Origin of the sequence: Neisseria sp. HMSC068C12, from assembly GCF_001814095.1 — a bacterium.
In the GTDB taxonomy this organism is placed as follows: Bacteria; Pseudomonadota; Gammaproteobacteria; order Burkholderiales; family Neisseriaceae; genus Neisseria; species Neisseria perflava.
The window spans coordinates 297,353-319,610 of record NZ_KV814812.1 but is presented as its reverse complement, the minus strand read 5'-3'; the positions used below and the strand labels follow the sequence as shown (position 1 = coordinate 319,610).

The window sequence follows — 22,258 nt, the reverse complement described above, 5'->3', positions numbered from 1 at the left end:
TTCAGCCAGATTAATCATATGCGCTTGGATTATCTCCTGAAACAAGAATCTGCTTTATTTTTTAATAAATAAAAACCATTATCTAAATATTTGTAAAGTTTAATAATATGTTATAAAGTATCTACTTCGTTTCTGAGGTAACTATCATGAATCCGAATTTCAAATTAAATCTACTAACATTATCTTTACTGGCTATAACCAGTATCGCACACGCAGAAGACGAGGTTTCAACTCAAGAGCTTGATGAAATTCAAGTCAAAGGTAAACACATTGCCAAAGAGAAAAAAGTTTTTACCGAAGGCCAAGCCAAAAGTTCGCGTGAACGCGTTTATCAATCCAGCGAAAACATCGATACCATCGTGCGGAGCATGCCCGGCGTTTTCACCCAACAAGACAAAGGATCAGGCGTATTGGCGGTCAATATCCGTGGCGATAGCGGTTTGGGACGTGTCAATACGATGGTTGACGGCGTAACCCAAACCTTCTATTCCACTTCTGCCGATGCCGGACGCAGCGGCAGCTCCTCACAATTCGGTACGGCACTGGATCCCAATTTTATTGCCGGCGTGGATGTAACCAAAGGCAGTTTCTCGGGTGCCAACGGCATCAATACCTTATCCGGTACAGCCAATTTCCGTACTTTACGGGTAGACGATGTAGTACACGGAAACAATACCTTCGGCCTCTTGACCAAAGGATTGACCGGCACAAACAGCACCAAAAGCAACTTTATGGCAACCGGAGCGGTACAAAAATGGTTTGACAGCGGAGCGCGCCTTGGTGCGTTATATGGTTACAGCCACCGTAATGTCGAGCAAAACTATAAAGTAGGCGGTGGCGGTCAGCGTATCGGCAATTTTGGCGAGGAATATCTGGATCGTAAAAAACAAGAATATTTTGAGAGCAATTTATTGAAATTCGACCACGAACAAAATCTCTGGGTCCGTGACTTTTCCAAGCGCAATGCGGTCGGTAAAAGCTATTGGGACTACCCTTTCTCCAAAAAATATAACGATCCTGAGGTTTTGCAAAGAGATTATGTCGATGACTTGGAAAGAAGCTGGAAAGAGAATTTGGCACCGCAATGGGATCTGACCCCAATCGATCCTACCAGCCTGCAACAACGCTCAAACAGCCATTTGGTCAAAGTGGAATACGAAAACGACAACAACAAGCTGGACCTTCAGCTTCGTACCATGAACAACCGTATCGGCAGCCGCAAAGTAGAAAACCGCAACTACCAAGCCAATTACAACTTAAACATTGGCGATTATGTCGATTTAAACGTGTTGGCCGCCCATAATTTGGGAAAACAAAAATATCCGAAAAACTCACGTTTTTCAGGATGGGGGCTGCTTGATTATTTGGAAACCAAAAACACAGCCAATCTTTTGGATATCAACAACAGCTTTTCTTTCAAACTTCCCCAAAAAACAGATTTAAAAGCTACCGTCGGTTTCAATTTCTTTAAAAACCAATACAGTAAAAACCGCTTTCCGGAAGAGCTGAGCCTGTTTTACGACGGCCCGGATCAAGATGCCGGCCTGTACAGCTTTTTAGGCCGTTTCAAAGGAGACAAAGGAATATTTCCTCAAAAATCAACCATATTGCAACCTTCAGGCCAGCAAAAATTCAATACGTTCTATTTTGATACTTCCTTGAAAAAAGGCATTTATCAATTGAATTACAGCGCCAATATGGTCAACTACCGCTACAAGGGCGAATATACCGACTACTTCAATACCCAAGAAGACTTTAAAAAAGCATTTGGAGAAGATTCTGAAATTTATAAACAGCATTGCACGCCAAGCTGCGACCTTTACGAACCGGTTTATACCAAATCCGGTAAAAAGCATGCGGTAAACCATTCGGTGGCATTAAACATCAATGTCAACGACTACTTTATGCCGTTTATCAGCTATTCGCGTACGCATAGAATGCCGAATATTCAAGAAATGTATTTTTCACAAATCGGCGACTCAGGCGTCAATACCGCCCTCAAGCCGGAACAGGCCAATACTTACCAAATAGGCTTCAATACCTTCAAAAAAGGGATTTTCAAGCCGGACGATGTATTGGGTTTCAAACTGGTCGCCTATCGCAGCAGGATAAACAACTATATCCACAATGTTTATGGCAAATGGTGGGATTTGGATAAAGCACCCAGCTGGGTAACCAGTACCGGCCTGCAATACTCTATCCAGCATCGAAACTACGCCAAACCTGTCCATAAAAATGGTTTGGAAGTGGAAATGAACTATGATTTCGGCCGCTTTTTTACAACCCTGTCTTACGCATATCAAAAAACCAACCAGCCGACCAATTATAGCGATGCCAGCGAATCGCCCCGCAACTCTTCTAAAGAAGACCAAATCAAACAAGGCTACGGCTTAAGCAAAATTTCCCGCTTACCCCGAGATTACGGTCGGTTTGAATTAGGGTCCCGATGGTTGGGCAATAAATTGACTATCGGCGGCATTATGCGCTATTACGGCAAAAGTACACGGGCGACGACTGAGGAGGAATTTGTTGACGGGACAACCGGTGCCAATACCTACTCTTCACACCAAATGGGCAGAAGGGTGATCAAAAAAACAGAAAGCATCAACAGACAGCCGCTGATTTTTGATTTCTATGCCAATTATGAACCGAAGAAAAACCTTATCCTTCGTTTCGACATTCAAAATGCGTTCAATAAGCGCTATATCGATCCTCTGGATTCCGCAAACGATGCCGCAACCCAGCGCTATTTCAGCGTATTTGAAAGAAAAGGTGGTTTAGATGATGAGGAAGTCGAATGCGATGCCAACGGTTTATGCAATGGCAAATATGGCGGCACGACACGCTCCGTCTTGAATAACTATGCGCGCGGCAGGACTTTGCTGTTTACCATCAGTTATAAGTTCTAAACCTATCCATCAGCATTCTTCATATTGCACTGATTAAAAAGCCGGTAAACGCAATGTTTTCCGGCTTTTTTCGATATATCCTCAAAATTTTCTTCATCTATACACAACAAAAAAACCTGCCCTTGCGGGCAGGTTTTCAATAATGACGGAGATTACAGGCCGCTCAGACGGGCAGTATCGTGTGCAATCATCAATTCTTCGTTGGTAGGAATCACAACGGCAACAGCTTTGCTGTCGGCAGTGGTAATCACACCAGCATTACCGAAACGGGCTTTTAGGTTGGCTTCTTGGTCGATGTACAGACCGAGGAAGCCCAAGTAGCCCAATACGCGTTCGCGGATGATGTCGGAGTTTTCACCGATACCGCCGGTGAAGACCAATGCGTCCAAACCGCCTGCCGCGACTGTCATGCTGCCGATGTATTTAGCCAAGCGGTAGATGAACATTTCCAAAGCCAGTTTGGCGCCTGGATGACCTTTTGCAGCTTCTTCTTCGATGGTACGGCAGTCATTGGACAAACCTGAAATACCGAGCAGACCTGATTTTTTGTTCAGCATGTCGGTGATTTGGGCGATGGTCATGTTGGCATTTTCAGCCAAGAAGCTGAAAACTGAAGGGTCGATATCGCCGCTGCGGGTACCCATGACCAAACCTTCTAGCGGAGTCAGACCCATGCTGGTATCGCGTGATTCGCCGTTGGCGACGGCGGTAATAGATGCGCCGTTACCCAAGTGGGCAATCACCATGCGCAGGTCTTTTTTGTCTTTACCGAGGAAACGGGCGGTTTCATCAGAAACGTAGCGGTAGCTGGTACCGTGCGCGCCGTAGCGACGCAAGCCGTATTTTTCATACAATTCATGTGGAACAGCGTAGGTGTAGGCATGTTCCGGCATGGTTTGGTGGAAGGCGGTGTCGAATACGACAACGTTAGGCAAACCTTTGAAAATGCTTTGTGCGGCACGCAGACCCAAAAGGTGGGCCGGGTTGTGCAGGGGAGCGAGCGGGATACATTTTTCGATGCCAGCGATAACTTCGTCGTCAACGAGGATGGATTCGCTGTACAGTTCGCCGCCGCTGACGACGCGGTGACCGATGGCGCCGATGCGGCTGTCGAGGCCGTGGGCTTTGAGTTCTTCCATCAGGGCTTCAACTGCGCCGGTGTGGTCGGGCTTGGCAGACAGGTCAACTTTGTGTTTTTCACCGTTGAATTTAAAGGTAATGTAGGCATCAGGCAGATTGAGCTTTTCTGCCAGGCAGCTCAGCAATACTTCGCCGCTGTCGTTATCCAATACGGCACCTTTGAGGGAAGAGCTACCGCAGTTCAAAACCAAGATTAATTTTTGTGACATTTTTATGCTCCTTGAGGTTTCAGACGGCATTTTTGTCGGGACCTTACTGCGGCTCCGGCTATGTTGCACCCCTTGTGGGACGTAGTGGGTAGCGGTCTGAACAGATTAACAAAGTAAACGTCGTATTCTAACAAAAAATGTAATCGGCTGCTTGACTTAATATTTGATGTAAAATGGACGGAATTTTATTTTAGGCCGTCTGAAAAAATGACGACGGTTTTGAAAATTTACCGATATGCATTATTTCAGTATCCACACTCAAGACGGCGAACACGCCGGATTTTTCATTATGCTGGCAGACGATGAATCGCAAAATCCGCCGCAAAGCGGACGCTTTGTAATCAAGCTGCAAAGTGAAGACGCAGCCGAAGCGGCGGTATTGTCGCCTTTTGAGCAAACCGATATCCCGCAATACTGGCGCGTGGTTAAAGACCGTATCGAACTGTTTTTTGACGATAAAAATATCGGTTCGTTGCGCAACGAATACCTGACCATTAGCGGTAAAACCTTTATCCTGACCGATTTGACCGGAGCGATGTAATGGAAAGTATGTTTATCCTTGTCCCCATCAGCATTATTTTGGCCTTCATCATCGGCTGGTTTTTCTGGTGGTCGGGTAAAAACGGACAGTTTGACGACCTTGAAGGACCTGCGCACCGCATTTTGATGGATGACGACTCCACTGAAAAACTGATCGAAAAAGACGAAGACAAAGAATCCAAACAATGAGCCTTAAAAAAGACAATCTGAATTTCCACACGACCCGCCGTTTTGCGCCGCTCTTTGGGACGCAGTTTTTGGGCGCGTTGAACGATAATATGTTCAAAACCGCATTATTCGTGATGATCAGTTTTTACGGTTTGGGTAAAAACGACTTTCTGCCGCCCAGCCAAATGCTGAATTTGGGCGCAATGCTGTTTATTCTGCCCTACTTCCTGTTTTCCGCACTGTCAGGACAGCTGAGCAACAAATTCGATAAAGCCGTTTTAGCGCGCTGGATCAAGCTGTTGGAAATCATCATTATGGCAGTGGCAGCATATGGCTTCTATATTCAATCCGCGCCTTTGCTTTTAATCTGCCTGTTTTGCATGGGTACGCAATCGACTTTGTTCGGCCCTCTGAAATATGCCATTTTGCCCGATTACCTCAACGACAAAGAGCTGATTATGGGCAACAGCCTGATTGAATCGGGTACGTTTATCTCCATTTTGCTCGGCCAAATTTTGGGCACCGCAGTCGCAGGTGTTCCGCCGTATATTGTTGGTGGTTTGGTGTTATTGGTCGCTATCGGCGGCTCGATGACCAGCCTGTTTATGCCGTCTGTACCCGCTAAAATGTCGGACACAAAAATCGAATGGAACATCATTAAAGGCACGAATTCACTGATTCGTGAAGCGGCGGCCAATCGTCCCGTATTCACTTCCATCATTGGTATTTCATGGTTTTGGTTTATCGGCTCGGTTTATACCACCCAACTGCCAACGTTCACGCAAATCCATTTGGGCGGCAACGATAATGTGTTCAACCTGATGTTGGCGCTGTTCTCCATCGGTATCGCCATCGGCTCGGTGTTATGCGCCAAACTCAGCCACGAACGCCTGATTTTGGGCTTGGTTACCATCGGCACTCTGGGACTGACGGTCTGTGGATTATTGCTGGTGTGGCTGACCCAAGGCCAACGTTTTACCGAATTAAACGGCATTATTTGGTTTTTATCGCAAGCCCAAACGTATCCGATTATGCTCGTGATGTCGGCCATCGGCTTTTTCGGCGGCTTCTTCTCCGTACCGCTCTACACTTGGCTGCAAACTGCCAGCAGCGAAACCTTCCGCGCCCATGCTGTTGCCGCCAACAACATCATCAACGGCGTGTTTATGGTGTCGGCTGCCATTTTGAGCGCGGTTTTGCTGATGTTGTTCAACAGCATCACGCTGCTGTATTTGATTGTTGCCGTAGGTAATATTCCGTTGATTGTTTACCTCATCAAACGGGAATCGAAATTTATCGGGGATTTGACCGCTTTGTTGAAAAGCAGCAAATAAGGCCGTCTGAAATGTCTCCCCACCATGCACATTTTCACTATTCAATCGCGTGGACAGCTTGTGCATAAATCAGATTACTGTCTGATTTAACATTAAAAAACAGGACTGACTAAATTTTAAGTACAACTTTACTACCAAACAAAATGCACATTTTCCCCAAACAAGCGTGTGCAAAGGCTGTGAATAAGTAAGCTTAATAATTGATATTTCAAAGCAAAAAGATACTTGATTAATTTTTAAGCAGTTTATTAAAGGCCGTCTGAAACCTTTTTCAGACGGCCTGAGAGTATAATAACCACCTACCTTATAGTTCCCAAACGATATGATTTACCCATGGCATGAAACCCAATGGCAACAGCTCGCCGCCCATTGGCAAAACCGACCCAACGCTTGGCTGTTTACCGGCAAAGAAAATACCGGCAAAACCGAGTTTGCCCGCTTTGTCGCGCAGGCATTGCTGTGCGAATCGCCCAAGTCCGGCCATGAACCCTGCGGCGAGTGTGCTTCGTGCCATTTGTTCAGCCAAAACACCCATCCCGACTTTTACGAACTCACGCCGGAAATGCCCGAAGGCGAGGCAACAGGACGCAAACTCCTGCAAATCAAAATCGATGCCGTGCGCGATATTGTGGAAAACATTTACCTGACCGCTGTCCGCGGCGGACTGCGCGTGGTATTGGTGCATCCGGCTGAAAGCATGAACACACAGGCGGCAAACGGTTTGTTGAAAGCTCTGGAAGAGCCGCCGCAACACGTCGTTTTCCTGCTCGTTACCCATGCGCGCGACAAACTCCTGCCTACCATCAAAAGCCGTTGCCGCCAGATGGTGCTGCCCTCGCCTACCCATGAGCAGGCTGCGGCATACCTGCGCCAACAGGGTGTGGGAAATGCTGAAGCCTTGTTGGCATTTCACAGCGGCGCACCTTTATTCACGCCGACTCCCGAATTGGACGCATTACGCGAAGAGTTGCTGACTCTGCTGGCCGCACCGCGCCTGTTAGCCATACTCGACTACGCCGCCGCGTTCGACAAACAAAAACAACCGCTGGCCGTTTTCATCGACTGGTTGCAAAAGTGGCTGATGGATGTCGGCTTGGCACAACAAAGCATGGCGCCGCTTTATTATCCGCACCATGCCCAAGCCCTGCTTCAGACGGCCTCTAAAACCGATTCACGCAAACTGTTTGCCCTATTGGGCCGTCTGAACGCGCTCAACCCTTACGGATACCATACCTTGAGTGTTAAAATGCAGCTTGAGTATCTGCTTATCGAATATTTAGATTTTTGGCAAAACAAACCCTAACAGGTAATCAATGATGAATAAAAAAGACATTCCGGCGAAGATGTTGGCCTTGCAACTCAAAGACCCCAATCTGTTGTACAACTGCTATATGCCGTTTTTAGAACACGGCGGCCTGTTCGTACCGACCGATGACGTATTCTCACTAGGCGAAGACATCCTCTTGGCCGTCGAAATCGCCGACTATCCCAAACGCTTCCTGCCAACTAAAGTCGTTTGGATCAATCCGGCGCGCACCTCGGCCCATCGCCCCAAAGGCGTAGGCCTTGCATTCTCCGAACACGAAAGCTGCCTGCAGGCAAAAAACCTGATCGAAGCCGAGCTTGGCCCGCGCCTGCGCAGCGACCGCACTACTTTTACCCTGTAATACCATGTATTTAATCGATTCACATTGCCATCTCAACTTTGACGGCTTAAAAGACCGCCTGCCCGAAGTCTTTGCCAATATGGAAGCGCAAAGCGTCAAACAGGCGCTTGCCATCAGCGTCAGCAAACAAAGTTTTGCCGAAGTCTTCGACATTGCTCAGGCAAATGACCACATCTACTGCACCATCGGCATACATCCCGACAGCCAAGAAGCAGAAGAATTTACCATTGCCGAAATGGTAGAGGCCGCCAAACATCCGAAAATCGTCGGTATCGGCGAAACCGGTTTGGACTATTACTGGTGCAAAGGCGATTTGTCATGGCAACATCAACGCTTTGCCGACCATATCCAAGCAGCCAACGAAAGCGGCCTGCCCGTTATCGTCCACACGCGCGATGCAGCCGAAGACACGTTGCGGATTTTGAAAGAATGCCACACTAATTCCGGCGTGATTCATTGCTTCTCTGAAGACGTCGCCTTTGCCAAAGCCACTTTGGATTTAGGGTTATACATCTCCTTCTCCGGCATTGTGACGTTTAAAAACGCACCGCTGATTCAGGAAGCCGCCAAATACGTCCCAGCCGATAGAATCTTGGTAGAAACCGATGCACCCTTCCTCGCGCCGGTTCCCAAACGCGGCAAACAAAACGAGCCGTCCTACGTCCGCTATACAGCCGAATTCGTAGCCAATCTGCGCGGCGAGAGCTTGGAAACATTGGCACAAAACACCAGCGACAATTTCTACCGCCTGTTTAAGAAAGTACCTGACAGCCGTCTGAACAACGGCTAGTTCTAAGGCTTTCTACCACCGGTTCTGCCTCAAACGCAGCGGCAAACTCAAAATGGCTCAAGACAGAAACGACAACAAAATCGGCTTGCGCTATCTTCCGAACGGCCGGACCTTTAAAGAATGGGAATATTTCCATCAACACAATAAATGAATTTAAATTCAAAATATTGCTTTCCTAAGCCCAGCAAAGCTCAAGGCCGTCTGAAAGTATTTTCAGACGGCCTCTTGCTTATTTTACCGATAGGATGTAAAACCTATCCTTCGAAATAAACGGTTCATCGAAACCGTACACCCATCGACACAATATGGACACGAACTCCGAAATGCACACCCACTCTAATTTTTACGCCATGTTGACAGCCGCCTGCCAAAAAAACGGTAAAGGCACGGTCATTTTCAACGACAAAGAAAAAATCAGCTATTCCTCCCTCAAACACGAAGTAGAAACCGTCGCCGCCTATCTGCAACACGAAGGCGTACAATATGGCGACAAGGTCGCCCTTGTCGTTTCCAACTCTCCCGAATTTATTGCCGCCTATTTCGCCATTACTTCCATCGGCGCAGTAGCCGTCCCACTCAACGTCTTTTTGAAAAGCGAAGAATTTTCCTACATCCTCAATGACTGCGACGCACACTTTATGTTCGCCTCCGCGCCGTTGGCCAAAGAACTCAAAAACATCAAAGCCAAAACCAAAGTCCGTAAAATCATCTGGATTGGCGAAACCCAAGCCGCCAGTGGCGAAGACAGCTATTTCGATGCCGCACGCACATTCCCCGGCAAGCCGAATCTGAGCCGTCAGCCGTCTGTCAACGATTTGGCGCACATTATCTACACCTCCGGTACAACCGGCCATCCCAAAGGCGCATTAATCAGTTACAGCAACCTGTTTTCCAACCTTTCGGGCATCGAACAAATTTTCCAAATTTCAAGCAAAGACCGCTTCGTCGTCTTCTTGCCGATGTTCCACAGCTTTACGCTGACTGCCATGGTTTTGCTGCCGATATATCAAGCCTGCTCGATTATTTTGGTCAAATCCGTCTTCCCGTTCTCCAACGTGTTGAAACAGGTTTTGCTCAAACGCGCTACCATTTTCCTCGGCGTACCGGCTATTTACACCGCCATGAGCAAGGCCAAAATTCCTTGGTATTTCAGATGGTTCAACCGCGTCCGCCTGTTTATCAGCGGCGGCGCGCCTTTGGCCGGACAAACCATTGACGACTTCAAAGCCAAATTCCCGCGTGCCAAATTGCTGGAAGGCTACGGCTTGAGCGAATGCTCGCCCGTCGTGGCCGTCAATACGCCCGAACGCCAAAAAACCGCCAGCGTCGGCGTCGCCCTGCCCGGCCTGACCGTGAAAGCCGTCGATGACGAATTGGTCGAAGTGCCGCGCGGCGAAGTGGGCGAACTGATCATCAAAGGCGGCTCGGTCATGCAAGGCTACCTCAATATGCCTGACGCCACAGATGAAACCATCGTCAACGGTTGGCTGAAAACCGGCGACTTTGTCACCATAGACGAAGACGGCTTCATCTTCATCGTCGACCGCAAAAAAGACCTAATTATCTCCAAAGGCCAAAACGTCTATCCGCGCGAAATCGAAGAAGCCATCTACAAACTCGAAGCCGTGGAAGCCGCCGCCGTCATTGGCGTGAAAGACCAATACGCCGATGAAGAAATCATTGCCTTTATCCAACTCAAAGAAGGCATGAAGCTGGAAGAAGCCGAAGTCCGCAGCCACCTGCGCGGCCTGTTGGCAAACTTTAAAATCCCCAAACAAATCATCTTCCAAGACGAGCTGCCGCGCAATGCCACCGGCAAAGTGTTAAAACGCAAACTCAAAGAACAGTTTCAAGACTAAACCGCTGTTTCAGACGGCCTCTTGATTCATGCAGGCCGTCTGAAAACAACCTGTATTCCACAAACCTTTTCAGACGGCCACAACCATGACGACACCTATACTCGAAATCGAAAACCTAAACGGCTCCTTTCCGAGCAAGCAAGTCCTGCACAATATCAACCTGACCTTGCAACCCGGCCGCAAGCTGGCATTGGTTGGTGAGAGCGGCAGCGGCAAAACCGTATTGTCGCAAGGCATTATGCGCCTCAACCCGATGGTTAGCTTTGAAGGCCGTCTGAAATATTGCGGAACCGACCTGCTGACCCAGTCCGAACGCGCCCTGCAAAAGCTGCGCGGCTGCGAAATCGGCATGGTGTTTCAAGAACCCATGACCGCCCTCAACCCCGTGATGCGCGTCGGCGAACAAATCGCCGAAGTCCTGACCCTGCATTTGGGTTTGGATAAAAAACAGGCATGGGCGCGCGCCATCGAACTCCTAGACGAAACCGGCATCCACCAGCCCGAGCAAAAAGCCCAGGCTTATCCGTTCCAACTTTCCGGCGGCCAACGCCAGCGCGCCATGATTGCCATGGCCGTATCCGCCCAACCCAAGCTCCTGATTGCCGACGAACCGACCACTGCTTTGGACGTTGCCGTTCAAGCCCAAATCCTCGACCTGCTCTCACGCCTGCAGGAAGAACACGGCATGACCATGCTCTACATTACGCACGACTTAAACCTCGTGCGCCGTTTTGCCGACGATGTCGCCGTTATGCGTAACGGCCGCATCCTTGAAACCGGCAAAGCAGCCGAAGTCTTCGCCAATCCGCAGCACGAATACACCAAAATGCTGCTCAACGCCGGCACAACGCGCCGAGTGGCCCCCTTGCCTGAAAACCCGGCCACCGTACTTAAGGCCGAGCACGTCGCCTTTTCCGTCAAAGAATCGGACGGTTGGTTTAAAAAACGCGACAAAACCATTCTCAACCCCATTTCTTTCGACCTCAAATCCGGCGAAACCTTAGGCATCATCGGCGAAAGCGGCAGCGGCAAAACCACACTGGCCAAAGCCGTTATGCACCTTATCGATTCCGAAGGCAGCCTGATTGTCAACGGCGAACCATGGAAACACGAATTGAGACGCGAAATCCAAATGGTGTTCCAAGACCCGTTCGGCGCATTCAATCCGCGCATGAACGTCTTCGATACCGTTTCCGAAGCCTTACGCGTGCACGAACCTGAAATGCCGCGCGAAGAAATGCGCCGCCGCGTCGAAGAAGTCCTCAAACAAGTCGGCCTGCCCGAAGACGCACTCGAACGCTATCCGCACGCATTTTCCGGCGGCCAACGCCAACGCCTCGCCATCGCCCGCGCCATCATTGTCCGCCCGAAAATCCTCGTATTGGACGAACCAACCAGTGCGCTCGATGTCCAATGGCAACAACAAATCCTTGAATTACTCAGCGGCCTGCAAAAAGAATACGGCCTCGCCTTCATCATCATCAGCCACGACCTCGCCGTCATCCGCGCCATTTCCCACCGCGTGATGGTGTTGAAAGACGGTCAAGTCGTTGAAGAAGGCGAATGCGAAAGCGTATTTGCCAATCCGGCCAGCGACTACACACGTCATTTGATTGCCCACTCCGGCCACATGGTCCAAGAGGCCGTCTGAATCTTTAAGGATTACGATAGACGCATTTCAAAAAAACTATTACCGAGTGGCGGCACTTGAAATTTTCCCAGTCTGCCACTATCCTGAACAACATATTTATCGATCCCCATTCAAAAGGAAACAAACATGAGCAGCGAATTGATTATCCACGCCAGCGATGCCAGCTTCGAACAAGACGTTTTGAAATCCGACGTACCTGTATTGCTGGACTTCTGGGCACCATGGTGCGGCCCTTGCAAAATGATCGCCCCAATCTTGGACGACATTGCCTCCGAATTCCAAGGCCGTCTGAAAGTCGTTAAAATCAACATCGACGACAATGAAGCCACTCCTGCCAAATTCGGCGTTCGCGGCATCCCTACCCTGATGGTGTTCAAAAACGGCGAAAACGTTGCCACTAAAGTTGGCGCATTGGCTAAAGGTCAACTGACTGCATTCGTTGAAGCCTCTATCGCTTGAGGCTTTAAGCATATAAAAAGGCCGTCTGAAAATTGTTTTCAGACGGCCTTTTTTGTATTCATTAAGCAGCCAATGGTTTCAAAGTCAGGCTGGCATTTTCAGCTTTCACTTTAAACAGCAAATCAATATTCGGATGTTTGCCCGGATTGGCTTCGGCATCGGCAACATGTTCGGCAAACCATGCCAGGCCGCGTTCTGCCGCCGCTGCGTCAAGTTTACCGCCAAACTCTTGCGCCAAAGCATGGTAAAGCTTGAGCGAGCCTTGTTTGCCGGGTGCATTGGGAATGTGATGAACCACATTGCCCTCTTTGTCGAGAATATCTAAGCCGCTCAAATGATCGATGGCAGGCATGGCGGCAAGATTATCTTGGAAGCTCATGATTGTCCTTTCTGATGTGGGTTTTAAAGCAAACCATATAACAAGGCCGTCTGAAAGTTTAGGTTTGACACTTTTCAGACGGCCTTAAACATTTCAATTAACGTGTACCGAAAATCTTATCGCCGGCATCGCCCAAACCGGGAATGATGTAGCCGTGTTCGTTCAAGTGGCTGTCGAGCGCGGCAGTGTAGATGGTTACATCAGGATGCGCGTCATTGACGGCTTTTACGCCTTCCGGAGCGGCAACCAATACCAATGCTTTGATGTTACGGCAACCTTTGGCTTTTAAAAGGTCGATGGTGGCAACCATAGAGCCGCCGGTCGCCAACATTGGGTCAATAATCAGTGCGGGACGTTCGTCCATGCTGTCGACAAATTTTTCAAAATAAGAAACCGGTTTCAAAGTTTCTTCATCGCGCTGCAAGCCGACAACGCTGATTTTGGCAGTCGGAATCAGGTCGAGTACGCCGTCAAGCATACCCAAACCGGCACGCAAAATCGGGACAACGGTCAGCGTTTTGCCTTTGATGCGGTCGCCTTCAATAGAGCCGCACCAGCCGTCAATAATATATTTTTCAATTTCAAAATCACGGCTGGCCTCATATGCCATCAGACGTGCCAACTCGGTGGTAAGCGTGCGGAATTTGTAAGTGCTGCAATCCGCTTCACGCATCAGCGTGAGTTTGTGGCAGACTAAAGGGTGGTTGATAACGGTAACGTTCATGTTGATTTTCCGAATTGCGTTGATGGAGGGGGATTATACTTTTTTTCGCATGGCGCGCAAAGTGCGTATTCATGCGAAAGGCCGTCTGAATCAGGGTTTCAGACGGCCTTTGTCAACAATTTTACATTACGGAATATTGTGGATAATTAAGCTTTCAGCAATTCTTGCAGTTCGCCTGCTTCATACATTTCCATCAAAATGTCGGAGCCGCCGACAAATTCGCCGTTAACGTACAGTTGAGGAATGGTCGGCCAGTCGCTGTATTCTTTAATGCCTTGGCGTACGGCATCGTTTTCCAATACGTTGACAGTCACATAGTCGGTGCAACCTGCCGCATTGAGGATTTGTACGGCACGGGAAGAGAAGCCGCATTGCGGAAATTGCTTCGTGCCTTTCATGAACAATACGACGCGGTGTGTGGTAACGACTTCTTTGATTTGATCGTGGATAGAGGACATGGTGTGTTCCTTTTTACTAAATCGGTTGTTCGGGAAAAATCAAATTTCCCGCCATTATACGCAAATTGATGAAGTTGAGGGGCGTTTATCAACGTCGGATCTGACCGTTGCCGTTGATGTAGAACTTGGTCGAAGTCAGCGCTTCCAAACCCATCGGGCCGCGGGCGTGCATTTTTTGGGTGGAAATACCAATTTCCGCGCCCAATCCGAAAACAAAGCCGTCGGTGAACCGAGTGGACGCATTGACATAAACCGCCGCCGCATCAATGCTTTCTTGGAAAAACTCGGCATGGGCAATGCTTTGGGTCACAATCGCTTCCGAGTGATGCGTCGTATGGCCGTTAATCCAATCGACGGCTTCTTCCACTGATTTTACCGTTTTGACCGACATAATATAGTCAAGAAACTCGGTACTGTAATCTTCCTCGGTTGCCAAAACAGCATTTTTAAAAATACGCAGCGCTTCCTGATCGGCTCTAAATTCGATCGGATGCACTTTGGCAACGGCTTCTTCCAGTTTTGGCAAAAACGCTTCCGCTATCTTTTCATGAACAACCAAAGACTCCGCGGCATTGCACACGCTCGGACGCTGCGTTTTCGCGTTCACGACGATATTGACCGCCATCTCCAAATCGGCACTGTCATCCACATAAATATGGCAATTACCGACTCCGGTTTCAATGACGGGAACTTTCGATTTCTCTTTCACCGTCTGAATCAAGCGCGCGCCGCCGCGCGGAATCAGTACATCAATATAATCAACCGCCTGCATCAATTCCTCAGCGGCAGCATGACTGGTATCTTCAACCAGCTGCACCACATCGGCATCCATCCCCGCTTTTACCAAAGTCTGCCTGATGACGGCAATCAATGCGGTATTGGAATGGATGGCATCGCGACCGCCGCGCAAAATAATGGCATTGCCGGTTTTAAAGGCCAGAGAAAACGCATCGACCGAAACATTCGGGCGGCTTTCAAAAATCATGGCAACCACGCCCAAAGGCACGCGTTTTTGAACTATTTTCAAACCGTCCAAATTGATATAGCCGCGGACAACCTGCCCAATTGGGTCCTGCAAATCGGCAACCTGCCCAACGCCTTCCGCAATGCCTTTGATGCGTTCGTGATTCAAACGCAGCCTGTCGAGCATAATGTCCGAAATGCCGTTTTCTTTTGCAGCGGCCAAATCGCGGGCATTTTCTGCCAAAATCATCTCAGCCTGTTCAACCAACGCCGTTGCAACCTGACGCAGCAGATTGTTTTTTTCCAAGCTTCCCAAGCTGATTAACGTTTTACTGGCTTTTTGGGCATTCTTGCCCAACTGTTCGATATAGCTCATCAAACCTCCCTATTTCTCTTGTGCAAACCACGTTCCAATAGGCGCGCCATCTAAAACCTGAAGAATATCGCGCGGATTGGCGCTGTTCATCAACACCATCTGGCCGTGATGTTCAAACATCATCTGCGCACTCTTAATCTTACTGAACATGCCGCCCGTACCAAACTTACTGCCCGATCCGCCGGCAGAAGCAATAATTTCTTCGGTAATATCGGCAACATGGCTGCGCAGCTTGGCATCGGCGTGAACAGCCGGATTTTTATCAAACAAACCGTCAATATCGGACAACATAATCAGCAAATCGGCTTTAACGATTTTCGCCACGACTGCCGACAAACGGTCGTTATCGCCAAACTTGGTGGCATGGTCCATCTCATCCACGCTGACCGCGTCGTTCTCATTGACAATAGGGATGACGCCGATGGAAAGCAGGGATTCAAAAGCATTGGTAACGTTTGCCAAACTTTCCGGATATTCGACCACATCACGCGTCAGCAGGATTTGCGATACCGTCATCCGATAATGGGAAAAAATCTGCGAGTAAAGGCTCATCATGGCCACTTGGCCGACGCTGGAAACAGCCTGCTGCTGCGCCATTTCCGCCGGACGTTTTTCCATGTTGAGGACATTCAGCCCAAAGCCCATCGCGCCGGAAGACACCAGCACAATTTCTTTGTCCTTACTGACCAAGCTGGAAATGACAAAGGCCAGTTGGTCGATTTTTGCCAAATTGATTTTGCCGTTTGGCAACACCAACGAACTGGTTCCAATCTTAATAACAATGCGTTTTACTGCTTCAAAATCTCGTTTCATTATTCTCCTCTGCTTTCTATTTTTATGATTGCATGCGGCATTATTTCAGCCAAACGTATCCATATCATAACTGCGAAGCAATAGAAAATACAGACAAAATTAAAAACGCTTCCTTTAAAAGCCGTATTTTCAGCTCTTATCCGAATCCGTTAATAACAAAATAAAAGGCCGTCTGAAACCCTATTTCAGGTTTCAGACGGCCTTTTACCGATTGTTTAAACTCTAGCCTGTCACGATAAATACAGACCGTTCCCTACAAAAGCTTATTGGTGTTCAGAAATAATTTTCAGCATTTGTGCCAATACTTTAGGATTGGCCGCAACGATGTCGCCGCTTTCCAACCAGCCTTCATCGCCGGACATATCGGTAACGATGCCGCCTGCTTCTTGGACAATCAATGCACCGGCGGCAATATCCCAAGGTTTGAGGTTGAACTCAAAGAAACCGTCCAAACGGCCGGCCGCAACGGCACACAAATCCAAAGAAGCCGCGCCTTCACGACGGCCGCCGGCGGTTTTTGACAAGAAATCTTTCAAAATCGCCAGATACTTGTCCATCATGCTTTGATCGACAACAGGGAAGCCGGTACCAATCAGGCAGCGGTTCAATTCGATGCGGTTGGAAACGCGGATACGGCGGTCGTTGAGCAACGCGCCTTTGCCGCGGGAAGCCATGTATACGTCGTTGCGCTCAGGTGCGTACACCAAAGCTTCTTGCAACACGCCTTTGTGCAGGAGTGCCATAGAGATGGCGTATTGGGGATGGCCGTGGAGGAAGTTGGTTGTGCCGTCGAGCGGGTCGATAATCCATTCGTACTCGGCGGTGGCTTTACCGTGGGAGCCGCCTTCTTCGCAAGTGATTTTATGATGCGGATAGGCTTCTTTGAGCGCTTCCACCAAAATCATCTCGGAGCTGCGGTCAACATCGGAAACGAAGTCGTTGAATGCTTTGCTGTCTACTTTGACGGCATCCAGATTGCCGGCGGCGCGAATCATCATTTGCCCTGCTTTACGGGCGGCTTTGAAAGCGGTATTTAAAAACGGATTCATGGTTTTCTTCCTAATTCAGGTAAAATACGCCCTAATGCGCCGAACAGGCACACAAGAGGCTGTTAATCGTTTCCGATGCTGTTAAAGAACATTTCAGACGGCATGGAAAAAGGCCGTCTGAAAACAAAAAGATGGCGCATTATACCTGATTCCCGTACAAACAGAAAACAAAACATGACTTCCGAAAAACCCGCCCTGCCCGCCTATCTGGACAATATCCGCATCATCCTCACGCGTACCAGCCATCCCGCCAATATCGGCTCCGCCGCCCGCGCCATGAAAACAATGGGCCTGCACAAACTGACCATCGTTGCCCCCAATCTGATGGCAACGCCGATGACGGAAAATCCGCCCGTATTCGATCCGGAGCATCCGCAATCGTTTAAATTACCGGAAGAAAGTTTCATCCTCGCTTCCGGTGCGGCAGACGTTTTGGAAAATGCCACCATTGCTGCCTCTTTGGACGAAGCCCTTGCCGACACCACCATCGCCTGCGCCCTGACCAGTCGCCGCCGCGAAATCACCGCGCCGCTGCAAACCCCGCGCGATTTGGTGCCCGAATTACTGCAGGCCGCCAACCGAGGCGAAAAAGTGGCACTGGTTTTCGGCAACGAGACTTTCGGCTTGAGCATCGAAGAAGTCCAAGCCTGCAACCGACTGATGACCATCAACGGCAATCCCGACTATTTCTCGCTCAACCTCGCCCAAGCCGTGCAGGTCGTGTGCTACGAAATCTTCAGCCAAACCGATTCGCCCATGACCCATCTTCAACAGGAAGACCACGCTGCGACCCATGAGCAAATCAAAGGCATGGTCGCCCACATGGAAAGCGTGATGAACGACATCGGCTTTTTCAACCGCCGCAACGGCGAGCGCCTGATGCGCCGTATGCAGAGCCTGTTCGGACGCGCCAACACGCAAACCGAAGACATCGACATCCTGCGCGGTTTTTTCAATACCGTCAGCCACCGTATCCATAAAAAAGACTGATTTAAGGCCGTCTGAAAACATTACAAGCTTTTTCAGACAGCATGACTGATATTCGGATAAGCATGAATTACGCCCTAGACGCATTATGGTGGAAACTCACCAGCCAACCCGTCCGCGACCTCGCCTCGCTGCTGACTGCGCCCCCTTTGTGGCAAAGCGGTTGCGAATTGAGCGTGCGCGAACTATTGGGGGAGCACGGTTTCCGCTACCTTTTGGCATTGGACGCCGATCCCGCGCCGCTGATGGATCACCTTGCCCAACGTTCCCCATTCGGCCACCGTCTCGGCATTTATGCCGAAGAGTTGTTGACGTTTTGGTTTGCCAACGCGCCGCACGCCAAACTGCACGCATACAACCTGCCCGTTTTTTCAGACGGCCAAACTTTAGGTGCCGCGGATTTTGTCGTTTCCCTCAACCAACAGCCCTACCATATCGAGCTGGCGTGTAAATACTACGGCGGAGACCAAGTGCAAAACCTGCACGGTCTCAACCCTAAAGACACGCTGACGGACAAGGCCGCCAAATTGGTGCAGCAATCCCAGCTGCTACATACACTGCAAGGCAAAGCAGCCTTAACCGCACAAGGCCTGCCGGAAAATCCGCTTCCTGCTTCCATCGTGCGCGGCATCGGATTTTTTCCACAAGGTTTCCATGCTTTTGAGCCGCCACTTAACTCATACGGCTGGCGCGGCATCTATATTCAAGATTGGGCGGAATACTGGTTTGAACACCAAGAAGTCCGCTACCACCTGCTCGACCGTATGGCCTATCTCGCGCCTGCTCGTGTCGCCGAAACCGAAACATTGAACGAAACCGAAATCCGCCGTATCGACCAAGGCTTGATTGCCGTTTTGGAATTACGGCCGGACGGCTTTTGGCACGAAATCGAACGCATCATGAAGGCCGTCTGAAACCCTTTACCAACTTTAAGAGAACCCATTACATTATGAACGCCGCACAACTCGACCATACCGCCAAAGTTTTGGCTGAAATGCTGACTTTCAAACAGCCTTCCGATGCCGTCCTCTCCGCCTATTTCCGCGAACACAAAAAGCTCGGCCGCCAAGACCGCCACGAAATCGCCGAAACAGCCTTTGCCGCATTGCGCCACTATCAAAAAATCAGTACCGCCCTGCGCCGTCCGCACGCGCAGCCGCGCAAAGCAGCACTCGCCGCACTGGTTCTCGGCAGAAGCACCAACATCAGCCAAATCAAAGACCTGCTTGATGAAGAAGAAACAGAGTTCCTCGGCAATTTGAAAGCCCGCAAAACCGAGTTTTCAGACGGCCTGAATACCGCCGCAGAATTGCCGCAATGGCTGGTAGAACAACTGCAACGGCATTGGAGCGAAGAAGAAATCCTCGCCTTCGGCCGCAGCATCAACCAACCTGCCCCGCTCGACATCCGCGTCAATACCTTGAAAGGCAAACGCGATAAAGTGCTGCCATTGTTGCAAGCCGAAAGTGCCGATGCAGAAGCCACGCCTTATTCGCCTTGGGGCATCCGCCTGAAAAACAAAATCGCGCTTAACAAACACGAGCTATTTTTAGACGGTACACTGGAAGTCCAAGACGAAGGCAGCCAGCTGCTTGCCTTATTGGTGGGCGCAAAACGCGGCGAAATCATTGTCGATTTCTGTGCCGGTGCCGGCGGTAAAACTTTGGCTGTCGGCGCGCAAATGGCCAACAAAGGCAGAATCTACGCATTCGACATCGCCGAAAAACGCCTTGCCAACCTCAAACCGCGCATGACCCGTGCCGGACTGACCAATATCCACCCCGAACGCATCAGCAGCGAACACGATACCCGTATCGCCCGACTGGCAGGCAAAGCCGACCGCGTGTTGGTGGACGCGCCCTGCTCCGGTTTGGGTACTTTACGCCGCAATCCCGACCTCAAATACCGCCAATCCGCCGAGACCGTGGCCAACCTTTTGGAACAGCAACACAGTATCCTCGATGCCGCCTCCAAACTGGTGAAACCGCAAGGCCGTTTGGTTTACGCCACCTGCAGCGTGTTGCCGGAAGAAAACGAGTTGCAAGTCGAACGTTTCCTGTCCGAACATCCCGAGTTTGAACTCGTCAACTGCGCCGAACTGCTGCAAAGCCTGAAGGTTGATTTGGATACCGGAAAATACCTGCGCCTCAACTCTGGAGAACACCAAACCGACGGTTTCTTTGCCGCTGTATTGCAACGTAAGGATTAAGGTTGAAAAAGGCCGTCTGAAATCCTTTCAGACGGCCTTTTTAATAGATTTTTTACATTAAAATCATTAGAAACGATAGTCGCGCTCTGCAATAATATACTTTAAGGCATGTATCTTGACCTTTCATCAGAATATTGTGAAAAGCTGGAAAAAATGCTTTATGCTTTGTAAATGTATGTGTTCTCGTTCAAAATTCGCCCGGTCATGCCTCAGGCGATACCCGATACGGACAACGATAATATATAAATCATTTGGTTAGAAATCATGCCGCATATTTATTCTTCCCCCACAAAGCTCCGTTTATTGTCATCGGCCGTTGCCGTCGCCTGCTGTCTGATGCCGTTTCAGACGGCCTCTGCATACAGCCTGCAAGACATCCTCAGGGATGCTTTAATCAGCGACCCGATTGTGCGTGAAGCAAAAGCCACTCAAGAAGCAGCGCAAAGCACGACCAAAGCTACGCGTGCGCGCCATTATCCTGTCGTTACCCTGACCGGCACGAAAGTGCTGGCGCAACACAATAAATATAACAGCAACGACATGGATGACGGTATCGGCGTGCGCGGCAGCGTGAACATCTACTCATGGGGTGCGATTGAAGCCGCCGTCCGCCGCGACCGCAGCCGCGAAGAATACTATCAACACAAATACACCGAAAGCCAAGAGCAGCTCGGCAGCGATATCGGCCGCCTCTACCTGAGCGCATTGCGTGCAAAAGAAACCCTGATCCTCAACGAGCAGACTTTAGCGCGCCACAACAACCTCTTAAAAGACTTGGACACCATCGTCAAATATGATGCCGGCCGTCGTTCCGAGCTGATTGAAGCGCGCGCGCGCCAACTACAAGTGGCAAACATCATTGCCCAACAACGCCGCACCATGGATTTGGCCCTGAGCCGCCTGTCCCGCTATACCTCGCGCCAGCTGACTGCCAACGACTTGGAAGATCCGTTTAAAAACGACACGGCGAAATCCATCACTGAACGCTTCAACAATCCCAACCGCAACAACAATCCGTCCTATCAGGCGCAATTGGCCGAGCGCGACAGCGTCCGTGCCGATTTGGACGCCTCCAAAGCCGAACGCCTGCCTGCCCTCAATTTGGAAGGCAGTGCAACGCGCAACACCAGACAGCTTTATTTAAACGTTGCATGGAATGTGTTGGATATTGCCGCACGACACAATGTGGAACGCAATGCCAAATCATTGATTGCCGCAGAAGCCAAGTCCGAACAAATCCTGCGCGACATGAACGAACGCGTTCAAACGTCGGCCATCGATATGCAGGAAAGCGAACAGCGTACCGTGCTGACGGCGCAACACATCGCCGCCCAAAAAGAAGTCATCAAAGTGTATGAATTGCAATTTAAAATCGCCCGACGTACGCTGACCGACGTTTTGAGCGCATACAGCGAGTTATCCTCCATCGAGCAGGATTATGTTGCCGCCCGCAACGATTTCCGCGATGCGGCGCTTGACTATTTAAATACCCAAGCCAAAATCTCCGCTTGGGTCGGTTTGGCACAAAAATAAAGCCATATCCGCCGGTTAAACCAAAAACATTACGCGAAAAA

The 22,258-nt window shown here is 49.6% G+C and carries 21 protein-coding genes; 14 read left to right on the top strand and 7 right to left on the bottom strand.

Translation table 11 applies throughout. From position 1 onward, the window contains the following. Positions 1-146: 146 nt before the first annotated feature. The gene (locus HMPREF2952_RS05910; protein WP_004520833.1) at positions 147-2,909 is read left to right on the top strand and encodes a TonB-dependent receptor domain-containing protein; all 2,763 of its coding nucleotides are present in this window, start codon (positions 147-149) and stop codon (positions 2,907-2,909) included. A 152-nt stretch (positions 2,910-3,061) separates the two neighbouring features. Here the strand turns inward: HMPREF2952_RS05910 and HMPREF2952_RS05905 are convergent, their stop codons facing one another. Further along, a complete protein-coding gene (locus tag HMPREF2952_RS05905; protein ID WP_049344146.1) occupies positions 3,062-4,258 on the bottom strand; it encodes an acetate kinase in 1,197 nt (398 codons plus the stop codon). A gap of 235 nt (positions 4,259-4,493) precedes the next feature. Between HMPREF2952_RS05905 and HMPREF2952_RS05900 the strand changes: the two genes are divergently transcribed. The 9 genes from HMPREF2952_RS05900 to trxA all read left to right on the top strand — a co-directional run bounded on the left by HMPREF2952_RS05900 (position 4,494) and on the right by trxA (position 12,726). Beyond that, a complete protein-coding gene (locus HMPREF2952_RS05900; protein WP_049344144.1) occupies positions 4,494-4,799 on the top strand; it encodes an HLGFF motif protein in 306 nt (101 codons plus the stop codon). Next, a complete protein-coding gene (gene ccoS, locus HMPREF2952_RS05895) occupies positions 4,799-4,987 on the top strand; it encodes a cbb3-type cytochrome oxidase assembly protein CcoS (RefSeq protein ID WP_003681462.1) in 189 nt (62 codons plus the stop codon). The genes HMPREF2952_RS05900 and ccoS overlap by 1 nt, the downstream gene beginning before the upstream one ends. Further along, positions 4,984-6,300 (top strand): MFS transporter, encoded by a 1,317-nt coding sequence (locus HMPREF2952_RS05890; protein ID WP_070695371.1) that lies wholly within the window; start codon positions 4,984-4,986, stop codon positions 6,298-6,300. The genes ccoS and HMPREF2952_RS05890 overlap by 4 nt, the downstream gene beginning before the upstream one ends. Positions 6,301-6,622: 322 nt before the next feature. Further along, positions 6,623-7,603: a DNA polymerase III subunit delta' gene (locus HMPREF2952_RS05885; RefSeq protein WP_070588368.1), complete on the top strand. Its 981-nt coding sequence runs from the start codon at positions 6,623-6,625 to the stop codon at positions 7,601-7,603. Between the two features lie 10 nt (positions 7,604-7,613). Then, positions 7,614-7,967, top strand: a complete 354-nt coding sequence (locus HMPREF2952_RS05880; RefSeq protein WP_003682949.1) for a PilZ domain-containing protein — start codon at positions 7,614-7,616, stop codon at positions 7,965-7,967. Positions 7,968-7,971: 4 nt separating this feature from the next. Then, positions 7,972-8,757 carry a TatD family hydrolase gene (locus HMPREF2952_RS05875; protein WP_070588367.1) on the top strand — a complete coding sequence of 262 codons (786 nt, stop codon included), beginning with the start codon at positions 7,972-7,974 and terminating at the stop codon, positions 8,755-8,757. Positions 8,758-9,062: 305 nt separating this feature from the next. Further along, positions 9,063-10,616, top strand: a complete 1,554-nt coding sequence (locus tag HMPREF2952_RS05870) for a fatty acid--CoA ligase (protein ID WP_070588366.1) — start codon at positions 9,063-9,065, stop codon at positions 10,614-10,616. A gap of 85 nt (positions 10,617-10,701) precedes the next feature. Next, positions 10,702-12,267 carry an ABC transporter ATP-binding protein gene (locus HMPREF2952_RS05865; protein WP_049335567.1) on the top strand — a complete coding sequence of 522 codons (1,566 nt, stop codon included), beginning with the start codon at positions 10,702-10,704 and terminating at the stop codon, positions 12,265-12,267. A gap of 126 nt (positions 12,268-12,393) precedes the next feature. Beyond that, complete coding sequence (trxA, locus tag HMPREF2952_RS05860; protein WP_003681479.1) at positions 12,394-12,726, top strand: thioredoxin TrxA; 333 nt, start codon at positions 12,394-12,396, stop codon at positions 12,724-12,726. Positions 12,727-12,787: 61 nt separating this feature from the next. Here trxA and HMPREF2952_RS05855 read toward each other — a convergent pair whose 3' ends face one another. The 6 genes from HMPREF2952_RS05855 to HMPREF2952_RS05830 all read right to left on the bottom strand — a co-directional run bounded on the left by HMPREF2952_RS05855 (position 12,788) and on the right by HMPREF2952_RS05830 (position 17,488). Then, the gene (locus HMPREF2952_RS05855; protein WP_049335566.1) at positions 12,788-13,105 is read right to left on the bottom strand and encodes a DUF2322 family protein; all 318 of its coding nucleotides are present in this window, start codon (positions 13,103-13,105) and stop codon (positions 12,788-12,790) included. 97 nt (positions 13,106-13,202) lie between these two features. Then, positions 13,203-13,829: a uracil phosphoribosyltransferase gene (gene upp / locus HMPREF2952_RS05850; protein ID WP_070695370.1), complete on the bottom strand. Its 627-nt coding sequence runs from the start codon at positions 13,827-13,829 to the stop codon at positions 13,203-13,205. 146 nt (positions 13,830-13,975) lie between these two features. Further along, positions 13,976-14,287, bottom strand: a complete 312-nt coding sequence (grxD, locus tag HMPREF2952_RS05845) for a Grx4 family monothiol glutaredoxin (RefSeq protein WP_003681608.1) — start codon at positions 14,285-14,287, stop codon at positions 13,976-13,978. 88 nt (positions 14,288-14,375) lie between these two features. After that, entirely contained in the window at positions 14,376-15,626 is a 1,251-nt protein-coding gene (locus HMPREF2952_RS05840) for a glutamate-5-semialdehyde dehydrogenase (protein WP_049335564.1), read from the bottom strand. A 9-nt stretch (positions 15,627-15,635) separates the two neighbouring features. Continuing rightward, a complete protein-coding gene (proB, locus tag HMPREF2952_RS05835) occupies positions 15,636-16,439 on the bottom strand; it encodes a glutamate 5-kinase (protein WP_049335562.1) in 804 nt (267 codons plus the stop codon). A 263-nt stretch (positions 16,440-16,702) separates the two neighbouring features. Beyond that, entirely contained in the window at positions 16,703-17,488 is a 786-nt protein-coding gene (locus HMPREF2952_RS05830) for an inositol monophosphatase family protein (protein WP_004519521.1), read from the bottom strand. 174 nt (positions 17,489-17,662) lie between these two features. Between HMPREF2952_RS05830 and HMPREF2952_RS05825 the strand changes: the two genes are divergently transcribed. From HMPREF2952_RS05825 to HMPREF2952_RS05810, 4 genes are all read left to right on the top strand, one after another. Further along, entirely contained in the window at positions 17,663-18,478 is an 816-nt protein-coding gene (locus HMPREF2952_RS05825) for an RNA methyltransferase (RefSeq protein ID WP_049335615.1), read from the top strand. 41 nt (positions 18,479-18,519) lie between these two features. Next, a complete protein-coding gene (locus HMPREF2952_RS05820) occupies positions 18,520-19,389 on the top strand; it encodes a DUF1853 family protein (RefSeq protein WP_049335560.1) in 870 nt (289 codons plus the stop codon). A 35-nt stretch (positions 19,390-19,424) separates the two neighbouring features. Next, positions 19,425-20,684 (top strand): RsmB/NOP family class I SAM-dependent RNA methyltransferase, encoded by a 1,260-nt coding sequence (locus HMPREF2952_RS05815; RefSeq protein WP_049335559.1) that lies wholly within the window; start codon positions 19,425-19,427, stop codon positions 20,682-20,684. Between the two features lie 336 nt (positions 20,685-21,020). Next, entirely contained in the window at positions 21,021-22,217 is a 1,197-nt protein-coding gene (locus tag HMPREF2952_RS05810) for a TolC family protein (RefSeq protein ID WP_224783373.1), read from the top strand. Positions 22,218-22,258 lie beyond the last annotated feature (41 nt).

Bases quoted from the DNA above. Each gene is read 5' to 3' on its own strand.
- HMPREF2952_RS05900 (WP_049344144.1), top strand. From the start codon at position 4,494: ATGCATTATTTCAGTATCCACACTCAAGACGGCGAACACGCCGGATTT.
- upp (WP_070695370.1), bottom strand. From the start codon at position 13,829: ATGAACGTTACCGTTATCAACCACCCTTTAGTCTGCCACAAACTCACG.
- HMPREF2952_RS05890 (WP_070695371.1), top strand. From the start codon at position 4,984: ATGAGCCTTAAAAAAGACAATCTGAATTTCCACACGACCCGCCGTTTT.
- HMPREF2952_RS05910 (WP_004520833.1), top strand. From the start codon at position 147: ATGAATCCGAATTTCAAATTAAATCTACTAACATTATCTTTACTGGCT.
- HMPREF2952_RS05880 (WP_003682949.1), top strand. From the start codon at position 7,614: ATGATGAATAAAAAAGACATTCCGGCGAAGATGTTGGCCTTGCAACTC.
- HMPREF2952_RS05855 (WP_049335566.1), bottom strand. From the start codon at position 13,105: ATGAGCTTCCAAGATAATCTTGCCGCCATGCCTGCCATCGATCATTTG.
- ccoS (WP_003681462.1), top strand. From the start codon at position 4,799: ATGGAAAGTATGTTTATCCTTGTCCCCATCAGCATTATTTTGGCCTTC.
- HMPREF2952_RS05810 (WP_224783373.1), top strand. From the start codon at position 21,021: ATGCCGTTTCAGACGGCCTCTGCATACAGCCTGCAAGACATCCTCAGG.
- HMPREF2952_RS05815 (WP_049335559.1), top strand. From the start codon at position 19,425: ATGAACGCCGCACAACTCGACCATACCGCCAAAGTTTTGGCTGAAATG.
- HMPREF2952_RS05820 (WP_049335560.1), top strand. From the start codon at position 18,520: ATGACTGATATTCGGATAAGCATGAATTACGCCCTAGACGCATTATGG.
- trxA (WP_003681479.1), top strand. From the start codon at position 12,394: ATGAGCAGCGAATTGATTATCCACGCCAGCGATGCCAGCTTCGAACAA.
- HMPREF2952_RS05905 (WP_049344146.1), bottom strand. From the start codon at position 4,258: ATGTCACAAAAATTAATCTTGGTTTTGAACTGCGGTAGCTCTTCCCTC.
- HMPREF2952_RS05885 (WP_070588368.1), top strand. From the start codon at position 6,623: ATGATTTACCCATGGCATGAAACCCAATGGCAACAGCTCGCCGCCCAT.
- HMPREF2952_RS05875 (WP_070588367.1), top strand. From the start codon at position 7,972: ATGTATTTAATCGATTCACATTGCCATCTCAACTTTGACGGCTTAAAA.
- HMPREF2952_RS05840 (WP_049335564.1), bottom strand. From the start codon at position 15,626: ATGAGCTATATCGAACAGTTGGGCAAGAATGCCCAAAAAGCCAGTAAA.
- grxD (WP_003681608.1), bottom strand. From the start codon at position 14,287: ATGTCCTCTATCCACGATCAAATCAAAGAAGTCGTTACCACACACCGC.
- proB (WP_049335562.1), bottom strand. From the start codon at position 16,439: ATGAAACGAGATTTTGAAGCAGTAAAACGCATTGTTATTAAGATTGGA.
- HMPREF2952_RS05830 (WP_004519521.1), bottom strand. From the start codon at position 17,488: ATGAATCCGTTTTTAAATACCGCTTTCAAAGCCGCCCGTAAAGCAGGG.
- HMPREF2952_RS05865 (WP_049335567.1), top strand. From the start codon at position 10,702: ATGACGACACCTATACTCGAAATCGAAAACCTAAACGGCTCCTTTCCG.
- HMPREF2952_RS05870 (WP_070588366.1), top strand. From the start codon at position 9,063: ATGGACACGAACTCCGAAATGCACACCCACTCTAATTTTTACGCCATG.
- HMPREF2952_RS05825 (WP_049335615.1), top strand. From the start codon at position 17,663: ATGACTTCCGAAAAACCCGCCCTGCCCGCCTATCTGGACAATATCCGC.